The sequence below is a fragment of the Micromonospora sp. WMMD736 genome (assembly GCF_049179015.1).
Lineage (GTDB): Bacteria > Actinomycetota > Actinomycetes > Mycobacteriales > Micromonosporaceae > Micromonospora.
Window position 1 is genome coordinate 1166366 of sequence record NZ_JBMHMI010000001.1, and the last position, 22748, is coordinate 1189113.

General features: G+C 71.4%; 18 protein-coding genes. 6 read left to right on the forward strand and 12 right to left on the reverse strand.

The genetic code is table 11. The annotated features are described in order from the left end of the window. Positions 1 to 53: 53 nt before the first annotated feature. Positions 54 to 1274, reverse strand: coding sequence for an MFS transporter (locus ACN269_RS05180; RefSeq protein WP_421471287.1), 1221 nt, complete (start codon positions 1272 to 1274; stop codon positions 54 to 56). Positions 1275 to 1397: 123 nt separating this feature from the next. On the opposite strand from ACN269_RS05180, the gene ACN269_RS05185 reads away from it, so the two are divergent. The 4 genes from ACN269_RS05185 (at position 1398) to ACN269_RS05200 (ending at position 5498) form a co-directional block, all read left to right on the forward strand. Further along, complete coding sequence (locus ACN269_RS05185; protein ID WP_421471288.1) at positions 1398 to 2345, forward strand: LysR family transcriptional regulator; 948 nt, start codon at positions 1398 to 1400, stop codon at positions 2343 to 2345. Between the two features lie 41 nt (positions 2346 to 2386). Then, a complete protein-coding gene (locus tag ACN269_RS05190; RefSeq protein ID WP_421471289.1) occupies positions 2387 to 3334 on the forward strand; it encodes a PaaX family transcriptional regulator C-terminal domain-containing protein in 948 nt (315 codons plus the stop codon). A gap of 191 nt (positions 3335 to 3525) precedes the next feature. Then, positions 3526 to 4770 carry a cellulose binding domain-containing protein gene (locus ACN269_RS05195; protein WP_421471290.1) on the forward strand — a complete coding sequence of 415 codons (1245 nt, stop codon included), beginning with the start codon at positions 3526 to 3528 and terminating at the stop codon, positions 4768 to 4770. A 74-nt stretch (positions 4771 to 4844) separates the two neighbouring features. After that, positions 4845 to 5498, forward strand: coding sequence for a GNAT family N-acetyltransferase (locus tag ACN269_RS05200; protein ID WP_421476202.1), 654 nt, complete (start codon positions 4845 to 4847; stop codon positions 5496 to 5498). 26 nt (positions 5499 to 5524) lie between these two features. Here the strand turns inward: ACN269_RS05200 and ACN269_RS05205 are convergent, their stop codons facing one another. From ACN269_RS05205 to ACN269_RS05230, 6 genes are all read right to left on the reverse strand, one after another. Beyond that, entirely contained in the window at positions 5525 to 6007 is a 483-nt protein-coding gene (locus tag ACN269_RS05205; protein WP_421471291.1) for a hypothetical protein, read from the reverse strand. Positions 6008 to 6191: 184 nt separating this feature from the next. Then, a complete protein-coding gene (locus ACN269_RS05210) occupies positions 6192 to 10865 on the reverse strand; it encodes a tetratricopeptide repeat protein (RefSeq protein WP_421471292.1) in 4674 nt (1557 codons plus the stop codon). Next, positions 10865 to 11275, reverse strand: coding sequence for a CU044_2847 family protein (locus ACN269_RS05215; protein ID WP_421471293.1), 411 nt, complete (start codon positions 11273 to 11275; stop codon positions 10865 to 10867). The genes ACN269_RS05210 and ACN269_RS05215 overlap by 1 nt, the downstream gene beginning before the upstream one ends. A gap of 253 nt (positions 11276 to 11528) precedes the next feature. Continuing rightward, a complete protein-coding gene (locus ACN269_RS05220; RefSeq protein WP_421471294.1) occupies positions 11529 to 12257 on the reverse strand; it encodes a hypothetical protein in 729 nt (242 codons plus the stop codon). A gap of 110 nt (positions 12258 to 12367) precedes the next feature. Next, positions 12368 to 12559, reverse strand: coding sequence for a hypothetical protein (locus tag ACN269_RS05225; RefSeq protein ID WP_421471295.1), 192 nt, complete (start codon positions 12557 to 12559; stop codon positions 12368 to 12370). A 37-nt stretch (positions 12560 to 12596) separates the two neighbouring features. Beyond that, positions 12597 to 13124 carry a hypothetical protein gene (locus ACN269_RS05230; protein ID WP_421471296.1) on the reverse strand — a complete coding sequence of 176 codons (528 nt, stop codon included), beginning with the start codon at positions 13122 to 13124 and terminating at the stop codon, positions 12597 to 12599. 164 nt (positions 13125 to 13288) lie between these two features. On the opposite strand from ACN269_RS05230, the gene ACN269_RS05235 reads away from it, so the two are divergent. Next, the gene (locus ACN269_RS05235; RefSeq protein WP_421471297.1) at positions 13289 to 14041 is read left to right on the forward strand and encodes a hypothetical protein; all 753 of its coding nucleotides are present in this window, start codon (positions 13289 to 13291) and stop codon (positions 14039 to 14041) included. A gap of 52 nt (positions 14042 to 14093) precedes the next feature. Here the strand turns inward: ACN269_RS05235 and ACN269_RS05240 are convergent, their stop codons facing one another. Then, positions 14094 to 17165 carry a S8 family serine peptidase gene (locus ACN269_RS05240; protein ID WP_421471298.1) on the reverse strand — a complete coding sequence of 1024 codons (3072 nt, stop codon included), beginning with the start codon at positions 17163 to 17165 and terminating at the stop codon, positions 14094 to 14096. 446 nt (positions 17166 to 17611) lie between these two features. Between ACN269_RS05240 and ACN269_RS05245 the strand changes: the two genes are divergently transcribed. Continuing rightward, entirely contained in the window at positions 17612 to 18499 is an 888-nt protein-coding gene (locus ACN269_RS05245) for an NAD(P)-dependent oxidoreductase (protein ID WP_421471299.1), read from the forward strand. On the opposite strand, the gene ACN269_RS05250 is transcribed toward ACN269_RS05245, so the two are convergent. From ACN269_RS05250 to ACN269_RS05265, 4 genes are read right to left on the reverse strand one after another with little or no spacing between them, the layout of a single operon-like run. Continuing rightward, a complete protein-coding gene (locus tag ACN269_RS05250) occupies positions 18496 to 19464 on the reverse strand; it encodes an acyltransferase domain-containing protein (RefSeq protein WP_421471300.1) in 969 nt (322 codons plus the stop codon). The genes ACN269_RS05245 and ACN269_RS05250 overlap by 4 nt on opposite strands. Before the next feature lie 45 nt (positions 19465 to 19509). Further along, a complete protein-coding gene (locus ACN269_RS05255; RefSeq protein ID WP_421476204.1) occupies positions 19510 to 20307 on the reverse strand; it encodes a sugar phosphate isomerase/epimerase family protein in 798 nt (265 codons plus the stop codon). A 56-nt stretch (positions 20308 to 20363) separates the two neighbouring features. After that, positions 20364 to 21518 carry a dihydrodipicolinate synthase family protein gene (locus tag ACN269_RS05260; protein WP_421471301.1) on the reverse strand — a complete coding sequence of 385 codons (1155 nt, stop codon included), beginning with the start codon at positions 21516 to 21518 and terminating at the stop codon, positions 20364 to 20366. Continuing rightward, positions 21515 to 22666, reverse strand: a complete 1152-nt coding sequence (locus tag ACN269_RS05265) for a Gfo/Idh/MocA family protein (protein WP_421471302.1) — start codon at positions 22664 to 22666, stop codon at positions 21515 to 21517. Before ACN269_RS05265 ends, ACN269_RS05260 begins: the two co-directional genes overlap by 4 nt. Positions 22667 to 22748: the final 82 nt, after the last annotated feature.

The window sequence follows — 22748 nt, forward strand, 5'->3', positions numbered from 1 at the left end:
CGGGCCGCTGCCGACGCTGATGTCGGCCGGCAGACGACGACGTTACGTGAACGTTAACATCGACGATTGGGAATATAAAGCCGTCGGCCGGGCAGCAGGAGCGGCGTGGCGAGCAGGAGAACGCCGGAGCTGGTGATCGCCGCGAGCGGGCTGGTGAGGGTGGCGAGGAGGCCCCAGATCACCACCAGCGTCGCCTGGACGATTCTGCTGACGGCACTCCACGTGCTGAGGACCCGGGCGGCATGGCCGAGCGGGGTGCGATGCAGTCGTTCGGTCGCGTAGATCGGGTTGAAGACGCCCATGCAGGTGATCAACAGTCCTTCGACGACGATCACGGTGAGGAGCCCGGGAACGCCGGGCTGGACGAACGCGAGACCGAGTGGGAAGACCGAACGCAACCACCCGAAGACGATCATGACCTGGTGCCGGCCGTAACGGGCCACCAGGCGCGCCGACAGGCGGGCGCCCACCAGGCCGCCGAGCGCCGGGACGCCGAAGGCGAGACCGTACTGCCATGCCGGGAAGTGGTACTGACCGATCAGGAGCACGGCCAGCAGCGGCGCGGTCGCCATGATGAGGCCCCCGACCAGGACCGAGTTGAGGAACAACCCGCGCAGAACGCCGTCACCGATGATGATCCGCCAGCCGTGCCAAAGGTCGCCGGGCCGCAGCCCGCCAGTGCGGTCGCGGGGTGACGCGACATCGCTCCCCCGCACCCGCAGCACCGCGAACGCCGACAGCAGGTAGCTGACGGCGTCGACGCCGACGGTGGCGACCGGGCCGAGCAGCCCGACGAGCGCGCCGCCGAGCGGCGGCCCGGCCGCCGTCGCCGCCCAGGCCGTGCCCTCGAACCGGCCGTTGGCGGCCAGCAGGTCGTCGCCACGAAGAAGATGCTTGAGGTACGCGCCGGACGCCGCGGCGAACGCGATCCCCGCGCTCGCCGAGACGATCGACACCACCAGCAGGTGACCGTACGACAACAGATCGAGAACGTACGCGACCGGGACGCTGACCATCGCGATGAACCGGACGAGATCCATGGCGACCATCACCGGGCGCTTGGCGTGCTGCTCGACCCACGGCCCGAGTGAGAACGCCACGACCGCGGCGATGGCGGGACCGGCCGCCTCCAGCAGCGACACCGCGAACGCCGACGCGTCCAACACCCGGACCGCGATCAGCCCGAACGCGCCGAAGGCGAGCCAGGTGCCGTAGGTGCTCACGGCGTAGGCCGACCACAGCCACCCGAAGTCGGGCCCCAACCGCGCGCGCATGCGACTCCCTCGTGACAACCGATGTGCGGGTCCGGGGAAGAAGATCGTGGCGGCAGGCTCGGACGCAAACAACCGACCATCGACTCGCCACAACCAATGGTTGTGGGAGTGCATAATCAGCCGGTGGATACCGAGGCGGTGCGGTCGTTCGTGCGGGCAGCCGAGGTCGGGCAGTTGCAGCACGCGGCCGACGAGTTGGGCGTGACGCAGCAGGCGGTGTCGAAGCGGATCGCCGCCCTCGAACGCGCACTCGACGTCCGGTTGTTCAGGCGTACCCCCCGAGGGGTCGAGCTGACACTCGACGGCCAGGCGTTCCTCCCGCACGCCCGGGGCATCGTCGCCGGGGCCGACCGCGCGGTCGCCGCGATCAGACCGGGCTCGCGGACCCTGCGGATCGACGTTCTCGGCCTGCGCTCCGCGCAGGCTGTCGTCCTGCACGACTACTGGCGCTCCCATCCGGAGATCGACCTCGACGTCGTGACACTGCGGGTCAACGACCCGCGCGAGGCGGTCGCCGCCGTCCGGGCGGGCGACGTCGACGCCTCGTTCCGGTCCGTCACCGACCCGGCGACGCTGCCGCGCGAGGTGCGGATGGTGCACGCCTTCGACTCGGCGCTGGAGCTGCTCGTCGGCCCACGGCACCCGCTCGCCGCCGCGCGCACGCTGACGCCGGCCCACCTGCGGGGGCACCGGATCTGGGTGCCCGGCATCGCGCCGCGCAGTGAGTGGGCGGACTTCTACGACCAGCTCACCACCGCCTTCGACCTGCGGATCGACGCCGCCGGCCCGCACTTCGGCGACGAGGTGCTGCTCGACGTCCTCGCGGAATCCACCGACGTGGCGACCCTCGTCGGCGCGCGCGACCGCTACCTCTGGCCGACCGGCCACGACCTGCGCCGCATCCCGATCGCGCGCCCGACGCTGGCGTACCCGATCTCGCTCCTGCTGCGCCGCGCGAACCCGCACCCGGGCCTGCGCGCGGTGCTCGACCACTGCGCGGGCCTGACGCCGCTGCCCGCGACGACCTGGCACCCGAGTTGGGCGCCGCCGCACGAACCCATCGACGGCTGACGGTCAGCTCCCGTGGACGACCCGTGCGGCAGTCTGGTGGGGTGGACGGTGAGGACGTACGCGCACCCCGGGCCCAGGTCGGGTCCAGCCCGCAGCACCTGTTGGCGACCGTGCTCGGCGAGTATCTGGACTCGGCGGACGCCGATCTGCCGTCGGCGGCGGTCATCGCGATCCTGCGGGAGTTCGGCGTCAGCGAGTCCAGCGCCCGCGCCGCCCTGTCCCGGCTGGTCAAGCGGGGTCTGCTCGCCACGCGGGCGGGCCGACGGCCCCCGGTCTACCACCTGACGTCCGGGGCCATCGCCCGGCACCGGGCGCGGATGCGGCAGTTCCTGACCTTCGGCACCCACCCGAAACCGTGGACCGGCGACTGGGTGCTGGCCACCTTCTCGATCCCGAACTCCGGACAGGCGTCCCGGCACGCGGTGCGCCGGGCGCTGGGCGCGTTGCGCTTCGCGGGCCTGTACGACAGCGCGTGGATCCGCCCGGGCTCCGACACCGCGACGGCCAACGGCGTCCTGGGCGAGCTGCTGCGCCACGTCGAGGGCGCCCGGTGGTCGGTGATGCACGTCCGGTTCGACGAGGAGTCCGGACCACACGGGCCGGCCGCCGCGTACGACCTGACCGCGCTCGCGTCCGCGTACTCGACCTTCATCCAGCGGTACGCGCCCCTGCGGGTGGCCGTGCGCGGCAACGAGGTGGACCCCACCCAGGCGCTGGTGGCCCGGACCTCGGCCATGGACTCCTGGCGCAGGTTCGCCGACATCGACCCGGATCTGCCCGATCACCTGCTACCGACACCCTGGCCCCGACAGGAAGCCCGGGACACCTTCCTGGAGATCCATCGCGCGCTCGGCGCGCTCGCCCAGGAGCGGCTGGTCGAGGTGGCGACGCCGCACTGGCCGGACGCCGCCGCGTGGATCACGCACTTCGAGGCGGCGGACGACGTCCCGGCGGCCGGGTCGCCCGGCGGCCGACACCCCAGACATTGACACTTTTCGTTGCGGCAGTGATAGTAACTGCACACCGCTCCCATCGGATCGCCTGTGGGGACCCCGCCGGGTGGTCGACGCGTACCCATCGACCTGGCCCGTGGCCAGCGCCGACCCACCGGTCGCCGCGCGAACGTACAGCCGCCACCGCCGCCGCGGGGAGCCCCACGTGACATCCGTTGGAGGGGTGCATGAGAACAAGATCGAAGATCTATGCCGGGTTGGCGGCCGCCGTCGTCCCGCTCGCCTCGATGATCATCACGCTCGGCGCGACACCTGCCAATGCCGCCATCGGCGGATCCGGCCCCTATCCCGCCGACTACGAGACTTCGTCCAGCCTGGCCAACCACACCATCTTCCGGCCGCAGACGCTGCCGTCCGAGCGGCTGCCCATCTTCGTCTGGGGCAACGGCGGGTGCTCGGCCAACGGCCTCTCCCAGGGCAACTTCCTGCGCGAGATCGCCTCGCACGGCTTCCTCGCCATCGCCAACGGCGCCCCGAACGGCTCCGGCTCCACCAACTCCCAGATGCTCACCCAGTCCATCGACTGGGCCATCGCGGAGAACTCCCGGCAGGGCAGCAAGTACTACAACAAGATCGACACTACGAAGGTCGCGGTCGCCGGCTTCTCCTGCGGCGGGCTGGAGGCGTACGCCGTCTCCAACGACCCGCGCGTCACCACCACCGGCATCTTCAGCAGTGGCCTGTTGAACGACGCCGACGACTACCAACTCCGCAGGCTCACCAAGCCGATCGCCTACTTCGTCGGCGGGCCCAGCGACATCGCCTACCCGAACGCCATGGACGACTGGGGCAAGCTTCCGTCCACGCTGCCCGCCTTCATGGGCAACCTCAACGTCGGGCACGGTGGCACCTACGACCAGACCAACGGTGGTGAGTTCGGCCGTGTCGCGGTGCTCTACCTCAAGTGGCGGCTCAAGGGCGACACCACCGCCGGCGCCAACTTCGTCGGACCCAACTGCGGCCTGTGCCGCACCCAGTGGACGGTCCAACAGAAGAACCTGACGCTGGACCCCGGCACGCCGCCGACCACGCCCCCGCCGACGACTCCCCCGCCGACCACACCGCCGCCCACGACTCCCCCACCCACCACGCCGCCGCCGACCACGCCGCCGCCCACGGGCGCGTGCACCGCGACCTACGCCGTGCAGGACCAGTGGAACGGCGGCTTCGTCGCCAACGTCACCGTCACCGCCGGAGGTGCCGCCGTCAGCGGTTGGCGGGTCACCCTCAACCTGCCGAGCGGCGCCACGATCACCTCGCTGTGGAACGGCGTCGCGACCGGTAGCAGCGGCACCGTCACCGTCGCCAACCAAAGCTACAATGGACGGCTGAACGCGGGCCAGAGCACGAGTTTCGGGTTCCAGGGCACCGGAAACGGCGGCGGCGCCACCGCCAGCTGCACCGGCAGCTGACACCGAAGCACCTCGGCGGCCGGCGCGTGACGCGCCGGCCGCCGAGCACGTGCCACCGAACCGAGGAGACGACGATCGCCGAGAGTACGCTGGCCGACATCCTGCGAGCCGCGGCGAACGGGCACTTCCCCCCGGCGGACGGCGGGACCACCGTCGTACCGCAGCCGTGCCACCGCGACGCCGGCGTCATCGCGTTCACCGCGCACTCGGTGGTGTTCACCGACGAAGACCCCGAATGGGTACGTCGTACGCTGGCCACTCTCGACTGCGACGGTCTGGCGGCCACGATGAATCCGCGCTTCCTCGGCGCGCTGCTCGACCGCACCGGGCGTTCCACCGACACCATCGACCTCCTGACCGTCGCGAGTCCGCTACCCGGCCCGCCCCCGCTACCGCTGACCGAGGTCCCGGACGCCGGTCACGCCCGCGCGGGCCGGGCACGCCGCCGTCGCGACGACGTCCGGGTCTGGGCCGCCGACGGCGGGGTGATCGTGCTGGGCCGAGGCGTGGCGGGGCGCTGGGAGACGGCGATCGAGGTCGACGAGGACTGCCGCCACCGCGGCCTGGGACGGGCGCTGGCGACGGCCGCCCGGCACCTCGTACCCGACGGTCGACCCCTCTGGGCCCAGCAGGCCGCCGGCAACGCCCGCAGTGTGCGCGCCTTCCAGGCCGCCGGGTTCCGCCCGGTCGGCGCGGAGGCGCTGCTGCTGGCGACGGCCGGGGCGTAGCTCAGGCCCAGGGCGTGCTGGCGGGATCAGGACGACCGCCACACCTGAAACGTCTGCTGGAGTCGCCACTCCCCCTCGGGCTGCCGCGCCTCGTTGCGCCAGCGGAACTCGTCGGTACCGATGTCGGAGAAGGTCCACCGCAGGTCACCGCCGTCGAGCACGATCTCGTCGCCGACACGCGACGCCAGGAAGGTGTGCGTCCGTCGGCGGGCCGGGCCCACCCACGTCGAGCGCCACACCCCGGTACCCGCCGACGGGTCGGGGAACCGCACGCTGACGCCGTGTTCGACGCCCGGCAGGATCCAGACGTCGGTAGTCGCCCGGCCACCCAGCGCGTACCCGAAGTGCCACTCGCCCCGGCGCACCGTGGAGGACCCGTCGGGTTCGTACTCGGTGCAGTCCAGCACCCAGGAGCCCGCGAACTGCCCGAACAGGCTGAGGTCGACGCCGTCGGCCGGGCCATCCGCGAGAAAGGCCGCGCCGACGACGCCGGAGAGATCGATCGTCATGCCGGAGACGATAGCCAAACGTCCGGCGCCCTCGTGGGGGCCGTTCGTGAACGTACTGCTGGACGAGGGTGTGCTGCTCCAGTTCGCCGAGCCGCGTTCGACCAGGGCGGGTGGGCGAGCCATCATGCCGCCATCAGACCACGCGGAACCCGTCGCCGAAGGGGCACGGCGAGACGGCGTACCCCTACTCGTCGCCAACGACGGACCCCTGTGTGCCGTCTTCCTGCTCTGGACCTGCCGCCTGGTCCAGAGCAGCGATCAGCGTCCGCAGCGATTCTTCGTCGAGGACAGCGATGACCGCGCCGCGAAACTCGGGCTCGCCGAGCATCCGGCGGAGCTCACGGAGCCGGGCGAGGTTGAAGCCGGCTTGGGGAACGCCGATCCCGAGCCGTATCACGAGGGCCTGGCAGTGGAAGGTCACTGCCGCGCCGAGATCCCCCATCTCGCTACGCAGGGTCCCGAGCTGACTGATCGAGGTGGCCATATCGGCCTGGTTGCCCAGCCCTTCGTTGATCGCCCGAGACTGCTGGTAACGGCGTTCGGCCTCACGGTAGTCACCCCGAAGCTGAGCGAGGACGCCCAGCTGGTGGTAACTGGCCGCCATGCCAGACCGGTTCCCCAGCTCCTCCTTGATCGCCAGGGACTGCTGGTAGCGGCGTTCGGCCTCACCGTAGTCACCCCGCTCCTGCGCGAGGATGCCCAGCTGGTGGTAGTTGACAGCCATGCCGGACTGGTTGCCCAGCCCCTCGTTGATCGCCAGGGACTGCTGGTTACGGCGTTCGGCCTCAGCGTAGTCACCCCGGAGCTGGGCGAGGGTGCCGAGCTGACCGTAGCTGGCGGCCATGCCGGCCTGGTTGCCCAGCTCCTCCTCGATCGTCAGGGACTGCTGGTAACGACGCTCCGCCTCGGCATAGTCACCCCGATACTGGGCGAGGATGCCCAGCTGGTGGTAACCGGTAGCCAGGCCAGACCGATTCCCCAGCTCCTCCTTGATCGCCAGGGACTGCTGGTAGAGACGCTCCGCCTCGCCGTAGTCGCCCTGCTGCTGCGCGAGCATGCCCAGCTGGTGGTAGTTGGCGGCCATGCCGGACCGGCTGCCAAGACGTTCGCTGATCGCGAGGGACTGCCGGTAACGGCGTTCGGCCTCGGCATAGTCACCCCGAAGCTGGGCGAGGGTGCCGAGCTGACCATAGCTGGCGGCCACGCCGGCCTGGTGTCCCAGCTCCTCCTCGATGGTCAGGGACTGCTGGTAACGACGCTCCGCCTCGGCATAGTCACCCCGATACTGAGCGAGGATGCCCATCTGGTGATAGCTGCTGGCCATGCCGGACCGGTTGCCGAGCTCCTCCTCGATGGTCAGGGACTGCTGGTAACGACGCTCCGCCTCGGCATAGTCGCCGCGAAGCTGGGCGAGGATGCCGAGCTGCTGGTACCAGGCCGGCCGACGGGGTGAGTCTCCAGGAAGCCAGCGCAGGGTGTCGTGGATGAGGCTGGCCTCCCGGTCCCAGGCTCCCCACTCGTCGAGTTGGCTGCAGATGTGCTCGGTGATGGTTCCGGCGGTTTCCAGATCGCCGGCGGCCAGCAGGTGGTGCCGGCTCTCGCCGAGATCGTGGAGGTCGTCGAGCCGACCTTGCGGCCAGCTCTCCACGCGCCACTGCCAGTATGTCGCGGCGGCACGGTGGGCGACGGTGACCAGCCCGGGGCGGTAGTGCGGACCTTGGTCGCTGTTCCAGTGGCGATGCAGCTCGGTGGCGGTCCAGCGGTGCATCACCACCCGGCCGTCATCGACGATCGCGATCAGACTGGTCGTGGCGAGTCTCCGGACCAGCCCGGTCATGCCCGGCGGTGCGGTGAACGGGGGCTGCGGCGGTCGGCGTGCCTGCTCGAGAAGCCGGGCGAGACGTTCGCGGTCTGCCGGGGTCAGCGGACTGTCCTGCCGGATCGCCTCCGCCAACCTGGTGACGTCGAGCGCGTATCCCGACAGCAGGTCACGGATCTGGACGGCCGCCGCTGCCATGCCGCCCGGCCGCTGTTCCCGATCGGCATCCGGGTTCGCCAGTCCGATGTGGAACAGCAGGCCGTTGACCTCGACGGGCTCGCGGTAGACGCTGATCCCGGCCAGCAGCCGGACCGCGCCCTCGACGGCGTCGAGGCGGGTCAGGTGCTCGGTCAGCAGCACGTCGTCGGCGGCCAGCGTGACCGTGTCGGCCAGCGCCGCGTCCAAGGTCCGTTGTTGGGCCAGCCACGCCTCCGTGCCGGCGGTACCTAGCCGAGTTTCGACGGCCTGGCGTAGGCGGCGGGTGATGTCGGCGAAGCGGCCCTGTCCGGCAGGGTCGCCGCCGCTGCCGGGCAGCAGCGCGTCGAGGTACTCCAGGGCGCGGGGGTGTCCACCGACTGTCTGCCAGATCCGCTGCTGCGCGTCGAGGTCGACGGCGTGCCGGTCCAGGCGGGGCAGCGACCACAGGAGCTTGCGGGTTTCGGCCAGACTCAACGGAGGCACCTGATAGGGGTGCAGCCGTTCGGCGGCCGGTTCGGGTAGCCGGAACCGGTAACGGCTGGTGATCAGAAGCCGGCTCCGGCCGGGGCTGGTCAACCAGGCGGCCAGCAATCCCGCCAGACCGGGATCCCCGACCGACCAATCACCGTCGATGCCGCTGGCACGGATCAGGTTGTCCTCGAAGTTGTCGAGCACCACCAGCATCCTCGTGTCGGCCAGGACCTGGTCACGCAGCAGCGCGAACCGGTCGGCCCAGGGCAGGTCCACCCGGCCGGCCGCCTGCACCGCGACCACCGGCGGGCCGCTGAACCGATCGCGGAGCAGCAGCTCCCGGCGGGCCGCGTCGGCGACCGCGGTCAACAGCCCGTCGACGGTGACCGGCCCGGTCACCGTGACCAGACGCCAGTCCGACGACGTGTCCAGCAGACGGCGTACCACCTCGGCTGCCAGAGTGGTCTTCCCGACCCCACCGATACCGTGCAGCAGCACCGCCGTACCGGTGCCGTCGTTGAGTACAGCCGGCAGGGTGCGCTGGGCGTGCCGGCGACCGACGAACTGTCCGACCGGCCGGGCGAGGAGGCCACCCAGGTCCGGCACGGTCTCCGCGCGGGGCTCGGCCGGTGCGGTGCCGTCCGCGACGGCCACCGCGGGTGTGGCGGCCAGCACGCTGACCACGCTCCACTCGTCCATGCCCCCGACCGCCTGGGTCAACGGGTCCGGACCGGTGGCCAGGTCCCGTTGCACGCGCCGACGGGCCTGTGCCACCGCCGCGACCACATCCGGCTGCGCCGACGCCGCCAGCTCGGCGTAGACGGCGGCGAACAGCCTCGTGGCGTACACGTCGGTGACCGAGGTCTGCGTCGCGATCACCGCGCCCGCGCCCCGCCGGGCCAGCCTGGCGGCGAACGACCCCGCGCCGTCTTCGCCGTCGGCATCCGTGTAGCAGGCGGCCAGCGAGATCACCCGCGGCATCCGCCCCTCCGGGATCGCCTCCGCCATCAGGGTCTCCGGATCCACCGACCGTGGGAGACCCTGCTCGTCCTCCAGGTGCAGGATGCCCGGCGCACCGTGCGCGGACAGGTGCAGCACATGCGTGGTGTCCTCGGCCAGCACCGCACGGATGGCCGCCGTCGTGGCGAACGGCACGATCCGCACCACGGCCCGGCTGCGGTGCGCCCTGTGCACCGCGTCCAGGACACTGCTCAACTCCCGCTCGTAATCCAGCAGCGGACCACTGCCCGATTCCGGCGAGGCGATCGCCACCACGATCCGCAACGGGCCCGGCGCGGCAGCCGATCGGGAGCCGGCCGCATCCACCCTCCGATACAACGACACCAGCTCGTGCAGCACCACCGGACGGCCGGTCACCGGCTCCGGTAATGCCTCCCACGGCAGCCACCACCAGTCCGGCGCCTGCACCCCCACCCGCACCGGCAGGTACTCCCGCTGCGCACGGCGGATCACCCGGGCCAGCGCCTGCGCCACCGCGACCGGCAGAAATGATTCCGCCATCAGCTCGCCGGCCCGCCGCAACGACACCACGCCGGCGGCCTGGCCGCCGGCCGTGAGGTCACGTACCACCGCACGTAGGCGAGCGCGTTCCCGGCGTACGTCGTGCAACGCGTTCGCGAGGCCAGCTGAGACACCAGCATGCTCCGCCGTCACGTCCTGGCCACACCCCGACAGGCGCACCTCCGACTGCGACACCGTCAGCACCAGGTCCAGCAGACCATTGGCCGGTGTCGTCTCCTCGACGACGACCGACGCCACCCCGTCCAGCAGCGCGGACAGGTCTTCCACCCGCGACACCCACACGGCGCCGGCCAGCCAGCCGTCCTGCGAGTTGTAGCGGCCGGAGACCACGCCGATGACCGCCCGGTCGGACGCCCGCAGCACCGGCGCACCACTCATGCCGGGCATGACCGCGTCCGCCTGCAGTCGTGACCACAACACGCCGTCCCGCAGCGCCGGCCCGCGCCAGTGGCCTCCCGCGGTCAGCAGCTCGTACTCGTGCCCGTCGTCCTCGACCGTCGGGTAGCCGGCCGTCGTCACCGCCTCGTTGTCCCGCACCCCGTCCGAGACGACGAGGTGCGACGCCGACCCCGGAAGCGGCTGTTCAGCGCGCAGGACCGCCAGGTCGTGCACCTCGTCGACGCGTTCGACCGTCGCGTCCCATCCCGCGCCGACGCCGACGGGTCCGACCCGCACCACGCATCCCACCGCCGCCGCACCGATGTCCAGGAGAACGTGGTGGGCGGTGACCAGCACGCCCCGCTCGATCTGAAAACAGGTGCCGGCAGGTGACGCGCCGTCAGCGGCGACCCAGCCGAGAAAGTCGTAGCCGGCCACCCGCACCGCCATTACGCGCCGTCCTGCGGCGCCTCAGCGTCGGTGTCCGCGTCGTCCGGGGCCTCTTCGCCTGGCCCGCGATGCACCGGGTCGGCAGTCGGACCATAGGTGATCTTCACCTTCAGCGATGCCTCACCCGAGGCGCCCGCGACGATCACGTCACCCTTGGCCGACACCTTCAGCCCGAACTCGACCTCGACCGACTCCGGGCTACCGACCCGGCGCGCAACTCGGCCGACCGTGCGCGCCGTCGACACGGCGATCTCCTCCACCGCCGACTGCGCCCGCTCGAACGCGCCTGCCGCGTAGTCCACCGCCCGATCGACGCGTCCGCCCGTCGACGTCTGCTGAGAACCAGCCGCAGGCACGACCTCGACCAGCACCTCGACCGCACCCACCCGCACAGGAACCGTCTGCGCCACCCAGACTCCTTCGCCGAGAATTGGTAAGAACCGTCCGACCAGCACGTGGAGACACCAAAAGATCGGGCAAGGCCCGGCAGGGGTCAAAATAAAGCACAAACGAAGCGCCACCCGCCAGGTCCACCGCACCGAAATGCCCCAAACGAACGGGCGAAGTCAGGGATCCGACAACAGATTCCGGTACGCGACAAGATGGACTGACAACAGTCCGAAGAATGGACGGAGCACGCTCAAGAGAAGGCGTTGCGCGCTCTCATCGCCATCCGCACGAGGCCACAGTGGCATCGTCCGGAACCAGAGCGTCGGGGTCGCCGCTCGCCTCCGCCTCGAACTCACGGACACGCCGGATGACGCCGGACGGCCCGTCGGCGGTGAGTAGTTCCCGCACCCCCGGCCAGTCGGTCAGACCGTACGGGGTGACGATCCGGCTGGCGCCGTTGCTGAGCACCGCGATGCCGTTCAGCTCGTCGACGGCGACGCTCCCGGTCACCGCCTCCCACGCCGCCCGCGGATCGTCCTTGGCGATCCAGTAGCCGCCGGGCTGGTTGCGGCGGGCGCGCAGAGCCGCAGCGCACGAGGTGCGAACGTGTTCGTACTCCGGGGTGGCGGGTGTGACGCCGGCCAGCGGCGCCGAGCATTCCCGTCTGGCGACCACCTCGCGTTCGTCGGTCAGCACCCGCACGCCGCCGCCGGCCCGATCGAGGACGAGGTAGGACTCCGCGAGCAGGAGGTGCTCCAGCCGTCCCCGATGGGCGCGGGCCATCAGGACGGTCGCCTGCGGGCTGCGGGGATCGGCGATGTCGCAGGTGTGACGGTGGGCGGCGGCCGTGTCGCCGATGGCGTCGGCGAGGGTGGCCACGAGGCCACGTCCATCGGCGCGCGACAGGCCGCCCAGCAGCGCCCCGCCGAGCCGGTGGGTGTACCAGGCGACGCCGTGCGCGCAGAGCCCCTCGGTGCCCGGAATACCGGCGCCGTCCAGCAATACGACAGCGCCGGGACCGCCCCACGAAGTCCTCGTTCGGCCGGTCGGCCCTACCGGCGCTCGTCGCGAAACTGACCTGCACGGGTCGCTCCTTCGAAAGGGGTCACCGGTCAGCGTGCCGCATTCAGATAGCGCAGCACGGCGAGAACGCTCCGAGATGCCCTGACCGGCGGCGCCGCGCCGCTCACCACCACGCTGACCGCCACCGCGACCACGCCGTCCGGGCAGAGCACCACCGACCACGCGTGAGGTGGCGACAGATCAGGGATGATCTGCGGGCCGAGATCGCTGCGGGCATCCACCCCGCCGGAGACCCGCGCCTAAGCGGCCCGGTGCGCGCTAGCTCGACAGGTCCGCCGGTACGGGTACGTCGAGGTGCGCGAGGAGGGCGGCGACCTCGCGGTCGAGCTGCCGGCCCACCTCGTGGATCGCGTCCACTCCGAACGACCCGAACGTGCAACTGGGCTGCTCGATCACGAACCGCACTCCGCCGTCGGGCAGATCGCCGATCATCGTGCGCAACGGCGCGTACAGCATGGCGGTCGGGTCGTGCCGATACATCTTCTCGGCGATGGTGTGGTTGCCCATCAGGTACTCGACGGCGTTGCCGGCGTCACCCGCGAGGCTCATCATCGGTCGCAGCTCGCCGCTGCTCCAGTAGATGAGGAAGTCGTGGGGCGCACGCTCGCCCATCAGGGCGAGCACGTCGTCCCAGGAGGCGCGACGGGCCACCAGGGCGTCGAACGCCGCGGCGTCGTAGCGCGGCACCGCCTGCTCGTACTGCCGCCGGAACTCCTCGAACGGTCGATCGACACCGATCTCCAGACGTCGAGCCTGGTAGGTACGTTCGGTGTACCCCTGCGTCATCCCGCGTTCCCCGATCCCCGTGGAGTCATTGCACAAGCGTCACCACTTTATTCCGAAATGCACGTTGAGGACGCGTAACTGTCGGTTCACCCCCGGCACGGCGACAGTGATCGTTTCCGTCGGCCGGTCGCGGGGAACTGAGCAGATCGAGGTGAGGGGGAAACATGAGCCGGTACGTACTGTCGCCGACCACCCGAGCGCTGATCCTGCCGTTGCTGGGCACCGTCGCGTTGAGCACCGCCTGCACGGCTGGTGAAGGAGGGTCCGACCCGACGCCCTCGGCCGCGTCGACGACGACCTCGGCGGCCGCGTCGAGTCCGACCGACCAGCCGTCCGGGAGCGCCAGCGCGCCGACGACCATTCCGACGTCGGCCTTCGTGGAACTCCCGTCCGAGCTGCGCAAGTCCCCGCGCCGTCCGACGCGGGTCGCCGAGGCCCTGCCCACGCTGTGCGGCAACGAGTTCGGCACCGGGGGTCGACAGGTCACCGCGAGCGCGGCCATGACGCTGACCTACAAGGAGGCCGACGATGCCGACAGCAACACGCCGCAGGGCATGATCCACCAGACCATCTTCACCTTCGAGGGGGACGGCGCTTCGGACTACCTGCGACGCCTGCGCGCCGCGGTGCAGGCGTGCCCGTCGTACGACCAGGGTGGCAGCAAGGTCACGGTCGAGAGCAAGGCGGTGCCCGGCGTCGGTGACGAGGCGTTGCTGGTGACCCGGACGTGGGCCGCCACGAACCTGAACGGCGAGCGTACCGGCGGCGCGGGCTCCGCCCAGATCGCCGTGGCCCGGGTCGACGGTGTGGTGACGGTCCTCGACGACCAGGGCTGGGAGGGCAGCAGCGGCAACCCGGCCACCCTGGACCGGACCATGCGCGACGGGGTCCGCGCCATCGACGCCTGGCAGCGCTAGGACGAGCGGTGGGGCGGCGCACGACGGCGCCGCCCCACCGTTTCCGGTACGGCTACTCCTCCCAGGCGCTCTGCTGGGTGTTCACGAGGTTGCCGGGAACGACAGTGCCGTTGGTGCGGTACTCGGTGTACGCCCAGAAGTCGCCCTCGGGCAGTGGACGATTCGGCTTCAACGTGAAGTTGAGGCTCTTACCGCGCTCGGTCGTCGGCGGCAACGTCAGCGTGGCCGGCGCGTACGTGGCGTTGCGGCCGATGATGGCGTGGCTCAACTGGAAGTCCACGACCGGGCCACCGGGCACCTGCGCGAACACGTACGCCGTGTAGCGCCCCGGCTCGGGCAGGAACTTGTACGCCTGCTCCGCGCTGGTCCAGTACCTGTCACTGCTGTAGACGAGCTTGTCGCCCTTGTACAGGTACAGGTCGAGGTTGGTGTTCGGATCCTCGGTGTTGGCCTCGACGATGATGGCGGCGGAGTTCGCCGGCACCGTGAAGTCGACCTTCTTCACCCCGGACGCGCTCGGATCGAACACGCCGCCGTAGACGCCGGCCGGCATCGAGTACGACTCCCGGCGCATCGGCGTGTAGCCGGTGCTGCGACCGGTGAGCGGCCCGGTGAAGCCCGGCTGGGCGTAGCCGAACGAGCCGCTGGTCATCCGGCCGAACTCCTCGCCGTCGTCGGCGTACGGCCGAGGGGTGATTCCCCACGGGCGGGCGGCGACCGGGATGCGGGCACTGTGGACCTTGCCGCGCCAGGTGATCGACCCGGTGACGTACCGGTCCCAGGGGGCGCTGCCCCGGCGCACCGTGATGGTCACCGTGGCGGACTTGCCGGGCGCGAGCGTCACCGAGGCGGGCGACACCGTGACCGTCATGCCGGGCAGGCCGGTCACCGACGACCGGTAGGTCTCCCGCGTCGTGCCCACGTTGGTCAGGGTGCGCTTGATGGTCACCGGCCGGGTGCCGTCGTACTCGCGCAGCGAGATGGCCGGCAGGTTGAGTTCCTTGCCGTCCGGCTGGGCCGTCTGGCTGAACTCGACCAGGTCGGCCGCGGCCGGCTCGATGACCAGGCCCGGGTCCTTGGCGCCGGCCAGGTTGATGAAGCCGCTGCCCTGGTCCAGCGGGTTGGTGGTGCCCCGGGTGTCGGTGGCGGTGGTTCGTAGGGCCGAGGCGACCGTTCCGGGCGACCAGGTGGGGTGGGTGGCGCGCAGGATCGCCGCCGCGCCGGCCACGTACGGCGAGGCCATCGAGGTTCCGGAGTACGCGTCGTAGGCCCGACCGAAGTTGCCGGCCGGCGAGACCGCCGCGATGATGTCCGTTCCCGGCGCGACGAGGTCCGGCTTGAAGACGCCGAAAGTGGTCTTGTCCGGGCCGGTCGAGGAGTAGTCCGCCACGCTGGGGATCCCCGGGACGCTGGAGCCGTCGCCGCCGGTGCGCAGCGACACCGTGGCGTCGGTCGGGTGGCGCATCAGGTAGTTGAAGAGCGTGCCGGCCTGCTTCTCGGTGTTCAGGTAGACCACCGGGAAGTTGTAGACGGAGTTGACGCGGTAGTTGCCGACCGGGTCGAAAACCACCATCGCCGTACCGCCCTTCTCCTTCACCTCCAGCGCGGAGTTGAAGGGGGTCGACAGCGCGCAGGCGACCACCTTGCCCTTGATCTTGGCCGCGTCCAGGCTGCCCGGCTCGCAGTACGCCGAGCCCTGCTCCAGCGAGCCGGCCTGGTCACCGAAGACCATCGGCCGCGAGGCGTCGCCGGGCAGCGCGTCCAGTGAGCCGCCGACCAGCTTCGTGCCGTCGCCCAGCTTGACGGTCGCCTCGTTGCGGTTGGTCACCGCCGCGCCCACCGTGGTCACCCAGGGTGCCGCGTTGCTGATGGCGCCGCTCACGATGCCGGTGTTTCCGGCCGACGCCGCGACGAAGACCCCGGAGAGCGTGGCGTTGAGGAAGGCGACGCCGATGGGCGTGTTGGCCTCCCAGTCGCCGAGCTGGCTGCCGATGGAGAAGTTCAGCACCTGCACGCCGTCGGAGACGGCCGCGTCGATGCCGGCGATGATGTCGGCGTCGTAGCCCATCCCGCCCCAGAGCACCTTGTAGACGGCGATCTGCGCGTCCGGCGCGACACCGGCGACGGGACCGAAGGACCGACCGTCGATCGTGACGTCCCGCACCGGCAGACCGGCGGCGGTGGACGCGGTGTGTGTACCGTGTCCCGACATGTCGCGGGGGGACAGCACCTCACCCTCGGGTACGGAGCCGCCGCCGGCGAGCCAGGTGTCGGCGAAGTACCGGGCACCGACGATCTTGCCGTTGCAGTGCTCGGCCACGAAGGCCACGCCGGTCTGGCAGGTGCCGTGCCACGTCTTGGGTGCCGGCATCTTCTTGGCGAACGACGCGCTCTCCGGCCAGATGCCGGTGTCCAGGACGCCGACGACCATGCCCGCTCCGGTGGCCGGACCGGGCTTGGTCGGCCTGGCCGGGTTGGCGGCCGCGCCCGTCGTGGCCGCAGCGGCCAGGGAGGACGTCGGCGTAGCGGCGGTGGGGGCGGCGGCGTTGGCGAGCGGCGTCGCCGACCGGGTGCCCAGCGCCTGGGCGGCGGTGACGGCGCGGACGCGCTTGTCGGCCCGCAGCGCGGTCGCCTGCTTCGCGGTCAACGTCGCCGAGAAACCGTTGAAGGCGGCGGTGTAGGCGGTCTTGACCTGGACACCGGCCGCGGCGGTGACAGCGGATCGCTGCGCGTCGAGGTGCTGGCGGTAGGCCTGCGACGGCGCCGACGTCACGTCCAGCCGGTTGCCTGGCGCGGGGCGGGTCCGCGCGAGCCCGGACGTCCCGCCGGCGTAGGTGGTCAGCGGGGCCTCGGCCAGCTCGACGATGTAGACCCCCGAGCCGGTGACGTCCACTGCGGACTTCGGGCTGGTCTCCTCGGCGTCGGCGCGACGATCGGCGCCGTCGGTCAGAGTGGTGCGCTGGTCCGATCCCTTGGTGAAGTAACCGGGGCCGCCGCTGGCCGACCGGTCTGCGGGCGCTGCCGACGCCGTTCCCGCGACGCCGGTCGTGCCGGCGAACATCGCGACGACCAGCGTCGGTATCGCCAGTCTTCGCAGGTTTTTCCCGCTCGTGCGTGTGGACACGAGACTCCCTTCCATCGCCCCGGTGTGGGGCTTGCTCATCTGCTGCGACCCGCTTGGGAGCGCTCCCCCACCTAAGCCCTCGACGATTAATCGATGGTTCGAGCGGTGTTACGGATCATGACGCACATAAGATCATGATGTTTCAACCGTGCCTAGATCATGTTTTTCCGGCGTGGTTGAGGCAGAATGCCGGCCACGGCCGGCGTCACATCCCGGCCACGCAAGGCCGTCCACGGTCACGGCAGCCCTGATGGATCCGCGCGACGGATCGGCGTGCACGGCGCTACCGGGCCACCCGGAGCGCAGAACATCGGATCTTTCTACCGGTCATCGGCCCCGGCGATGAGCCTGGCCCTGGCGTTACCAGGAAAACCGGGAACCCGGCTGACGGCGACCAACCGGGTGACAGTGTTCTCGTCAGTGTGACGCGAGAGGAGACGACGACCATGACAGAGCGGATCGGTCTCGACGGCCACCCAGGCGGGCGTCCGACGACGGCCGTCGGTTTCATCGGGCTCGGCGACCAGGGCGCGCCGATGGCCCGCGCCGTGGGTGAGAGCGACCACGACCTGCACGTCTGGGCCCGTCGCCCAGAATCGCTGGCGGCGATCGAGGGGACGCCGTACACCGTGGCAGGGACCGTCGCGGAGCTGGCCGCACGGGTCGACGTCCTGCTGCTGTGCCTGCGCGACGACAGCGACATCGCCGACCTGCTGGACCATCGTCAGCTGCTGGACGGGCTGCGGCCCGGCACCGTGGTGGTCAATCACGGCACCGGCGATCCCACCGAGAACGTGGCGTTCGGGGAGCGCTTCGCCGCGCGCGGCGTGGCGTACCTGGACGCTCCGGTCAGCGGCGGCGGTCCGGGCGCCCGGGCCCGCACGCTGACCACCTTCGTGGGCGGCGACCGGGCGGTTTACGACCGCTGTGCGCCGATCTTCGACACGTTCTCCCGCCTGGTGGTGCACATGGGTCCGGTCGGCACCGGCCAGCTCACCAAGCTCCTGAACAACTCCATGACGATGAGCAACCTCAAGAACGCCGCCGACATGCTGCGTATCGCCGAGAAGTTGGACGTGGACGTTCCGGCGCTGATCACGGCGCTCTCGGTGAGCAGCGGGGCCAGCTTCATGCTGGGCGCGCTGAACACCGAGATCACCCCCGACCTCGCGCCGCACCTGCAGACGCTCATGCGCAAGGACATCGAGCACTTCGCCGACGCGGTCCGGGCGCGCGGGGTCGACCCGAGCGAGCTGCGCGACCGCGGGCTGGCCGGCGCGGACAGCCTCGTCGAGGCCGTCGCCATCGTCGCCGGACGCGCCGACGGCAGCTAGGGCGTCTCCGGTGCGGGCGCGTCGATCGGGAAGCGACCCTGACGCCACTGCCAGTGCCGGCCGGCCGTCAGGTGGTCGACGATCGCGCGTTGCAGAGCGGTGCGGCGCGGCAGCTCGTCGAGGGGCGTGCTCAGCGTACGGAAGACGAACCGCAGCACCTCGACGTCCGCGTCCAGCCCCTCCGGCTCCGCGTAGGGCTCCAGCTCGAACCGCCGCTGGAACCGGACGATGTTGGAGTCCTCGGGCAGGTACTCCCGCAACTGGGGATCGAGCAGCCAGGAGCCGCAGGAGAACGCCGCATAGCTCTCGTCGGGAAAGTGGCGCGCGAAGAAGGCGCGGCCCTGTCCGAGTGACGCCGATACCGCCTCCGGCGTCAGCGGACCCGTGTCGGGGATGTGCAGGCCGATGGCGCCGTCGCCGCGGTGGTGCTGCAACCGGCCCAACTCGTAGACGGCGCCACGGACGTGCAGCGTCAACCAGCTCTGCATCACCGGCCAGCCCTCGCCGCGCATCCGCCGGTCGACGGCGAGGTTGCGGCCCAGGTCGGCGAGCGTCGCCCAGGACACGGCGTCGGGAACGCCGTGGTCGCGGTGGTAGCTGCGGACGACCCCGACCAGCGCGAGGTACGCGTACACGTAGAGGTGCCGCCAGGCGAGACCACGATCGCGCGGTAGCTCCGGGCCGGGGACGAGCCAGGCGTACCCGCCGAGATCCGCGCGGACCAGCGCGATCGAGCGGTCGAGCAGCCAGCGCAGCTCCGGCGTCCACAGTGGTGACCCTTCGTCCGGCCAGCCTGTCATGATCTCGGTAGCGTCGTCCGACGGCACCGCGAGCCGGTCGAGGATCGCCGGCGCGTCGGCCTTGGCGGGCAGGGGGGCCGAGGGCTGGTCACCGGCCAGCCGGTGCACCCGCTCGACGGCCTCGACGGGCACCCCGAGCACGGCTGCGGTGTCCTCCAGATCCACGCCGACGACCCTACCGCCGGTCGGCGTTGCGCAGCGCCCCGCCGGTCAGACGACGTGGCGCAGGTAGCCGTCGATCGCGGCGTCCAGCACCTGCGCGCCCGGCCGCGCCCAGACCTCGGCGGAGAAGACCTCGACCTCGATCGGGCCGCGGTAGCCGGCCGCGTCCACCGCCTCGCGCAGCCGCCGCAGCTCGATGCACCCGTCGCCGGGCAGCGCCCGGCCGAGCAGCACCCCCTCCGGCAGCGGTGTCACCCAGTCGCAGACCTGGAACGCGGCGATCCGCGTGCCGGCCCGGGCGATCTGCGCGTAGACGCTGTCGTCCCACCACACGTGGTACGCGTCGACGACCACCCCGACCACCGCCGGATCGAACCGCTCGGCGATGTCGAGCGCCTGGCCGAGGGTGGCGATCACGCAGCGGTCGGCGGCGAACATCGGGTGCAGCGGTTCGATGGCCAGCCGTACGCCGGCTGCCGCCGCGTGCGGCACCAGCTCACCGATCGCGTCGGCGACCCGACGGCGGGCGCCGTCGACGTCCCGGCTGCCCGCCGGCAGTCCGCCGGAGACGAGCACCAGTTCAGCGGCGCCCAGCGTGGCCGCCTCCTCGATGGCCCGCAGGTTCTCCGCGCGCCAGTCGTCGGCGGTGAAGAAGCCGCCCCGGCACAGCGACGTGACGGTGAGGCCGGCGTCGCGGACCAGCTTCGCCGAGCGGGCCAGGCCGTACCCGGCCACCGGCTCCCGCCACAGTCCGATGCCCGGCACGCCGGCTGTCACACAACCGGCGACCACGTCGGGCAGCGCCCAGCGCTGGGCGGTGGCCTGGTTGAACGAGAACCGCGTCAGGCTTGCTGGGCCGGTTGTCGTTGGCGCCTGCGGGGCTCGCGAAACCGGCTCGCTCCTCACTGCACAACCCCCGCCACGGTGAAGAACGCCCGGGCGCGAGCGGCGGCCAACTCCGCGTCGGGCAGCAGCCCGGCCGCGTCGGCGAGGGTGAGCAGGGTCGCCAGGTGCGCCGGGGACCGGCCGGACTGCGCGCCGCCGACCATGGTGAAGTGGTCCTGGTGCCCGGTCAGCCACGCCAGGAACACGATGCCCGTCTTGTAGTGCCAGGTCGGCGCCGCGAACAGGTGCCGGGCCAGCGGCACGGTCGGCGCGAAGATCTCGTCGTACGACGGCAGGTCACCCCGGTCGAGAGCGGCCAACGCGGCAGCGGCGGCGGGTGCGATGGCCGCGAACACGCCGAGCAGCGCGTCGGAGTGGCTCACCTCGTCGCCCCGGATCAGCTCCGGGTAGTGGAAGTCGTCGCCGGTGTAGAGGCGTACGCCGGCCGGCAGTCGACGCCGTAGCGCCACCTCCCGGTCGGCGTCGAGCAGCGACACCTTGATGCCGTCGACCGTCGACTGGTGCGCCTTGACCAGCTCGACCACCGTGTCGGCGGCCAGGTCGAGGTCGGCGGACCCCCAGTAGCCGGTCAGCGCCGGGTCGAACATCGGGCCCAGCCAGTGCAGCACCACCGGCTCACCGGCGGCGGTCAGCAGGTCGTCGTACACCCGTAGGTAGTCCTCGGCGTCGCGGGCGGCGGCGGCGAGGTGCCGGCTGCACATCAGCACCGGCCGCGCGCCGCAGGCGCGGACGTCGTCGAGCTGCTGGCGGTACGCGGCGGTGATCTCGGCCAGGCTGGCCGGGCCGGCCTGGAGCTGATCGGTGCCGACACCGGCGACGATCCGCCCGCCCACGGCCCGGGCTTCGGCGGCGCTGCGCCGGACCAGCTCCCGGGTCGCCGGATAGTCCAGCCCCATCCCGCGCTGGGCGGTGTCCATCGCCTCGGCCACACCCAGCCCGTACGACCACAGGTGCCGCCGGAAGGCGAGCGTGGCGTCCCAGTCCACGGTCGCCGGGGCGCCGGGCACGTTCTCGGCGTCCGGGTCGGCGACCACGTGCGCGGCGGCGTACGCGATCCGGCTGGTCGCCGGTGCGGCCGGGCGGGCGAATCCGCCGGCCCCGGTGAGCCGGTGTCGCCGCCCGCCCGGCAGCACGATCTCGGCGGCCCTCACGGGTGCAGCTCCGGAACCTCGACGCGGACGCCCTCGCGGGCCGCGCGCAGCCCCAGTTCGGCGAGCTGCACGCCGCGCGCGCCGGCCAGGAAGTCCCACGGGAACGGCTCGCCGGCCACGACGTGCCGCAGGAACGCCTCCCACTGCAGCTTGAAGCCGTTGTCGAACTCCTCGTTGTCGGGCACCTCGGTCCACTGGGCGCGGAAGTCCTCGGTGACCGGCAGGTCCGGGTTCCACACGGGCTTCGGGGTGACCGCCCGGTGCTGCGCCCGGCAGCGGCGCAGCCCGGCGACCGCGCTGCCCTCGGTGCCGTCGACCTGGAACTCCACCAGCTCGTCGCGGTACACCCGCACAGCCCACGACGAGTTGATCTGCGCGATCACGCCGCCGTCGAGTTCGAAGATGGCGTACGCGGCGTCGTCGGCGGTGGCGGCGTAGGCACGGCCCTCCTCGTCGACCCGCTCGGGCACGTGGGTGGCGGTCACGCAGGTGACCGCGGTGACCCGGCCGAACAGCTCCTGGAGCAGGTAGTGCCAGTGCGGGAACATGTCGGAGGTGATGCCGCCGCCGGCCTCGGCGCGGTAGTTCCACGAGGGACGCTGGGCCGACTGCCAGTCGCCCTCGAAGACCCAGTAGCCGAACTCGCCGCGTACCGAGAGGATCCGGCCGAAGAAGCCGCCGTCGATGAGCCGCTTGAGTTTGCGCAGCCCGGGCAGGAACAGCTTGTCCTGCACGACGCCGGTACGGACACCGGCCGCGTCGGCGGCGCGGGCCAGGTCGAGCGCGGCGGCGGTGTCCTCGGCGAGCGGCTTCTCGGTGTAGACGTGCTTGCCGGCCTCGATCGCCTGGCGGATCGCCTTCTCCCGCTGTTGGGTGACCAGGGCGTCGAAGTAGATCTCGACGTCGTCGCGGGCCAGCGCGGAGCTCAGGTCGGTGGTCCAGTCGGTGAGGCCGTGCCGGCCGGCGAGTTCGCGGAGCTTGGTCTCGTTGCGCCCCACCAGGACCGGTTCCGGCCAGATGGTCGTGCCGTCGGCCATCGTCACGCCGCCGGAGTCGCGGATGGCCAGCAGGGACCGGACGAGGTGCTGGCGGTAGCCCATCCGTCCGGTCACGCCGTTGACGATGATGCCGATCGACCTGCGGGTCATGGTGATCCCCTTCGTTGAGCTCGGCTCGGGGACCGATGCGGCACCCGTGAGCCGGCCGGGCGGCGGGTCAGGCAAACGCTTT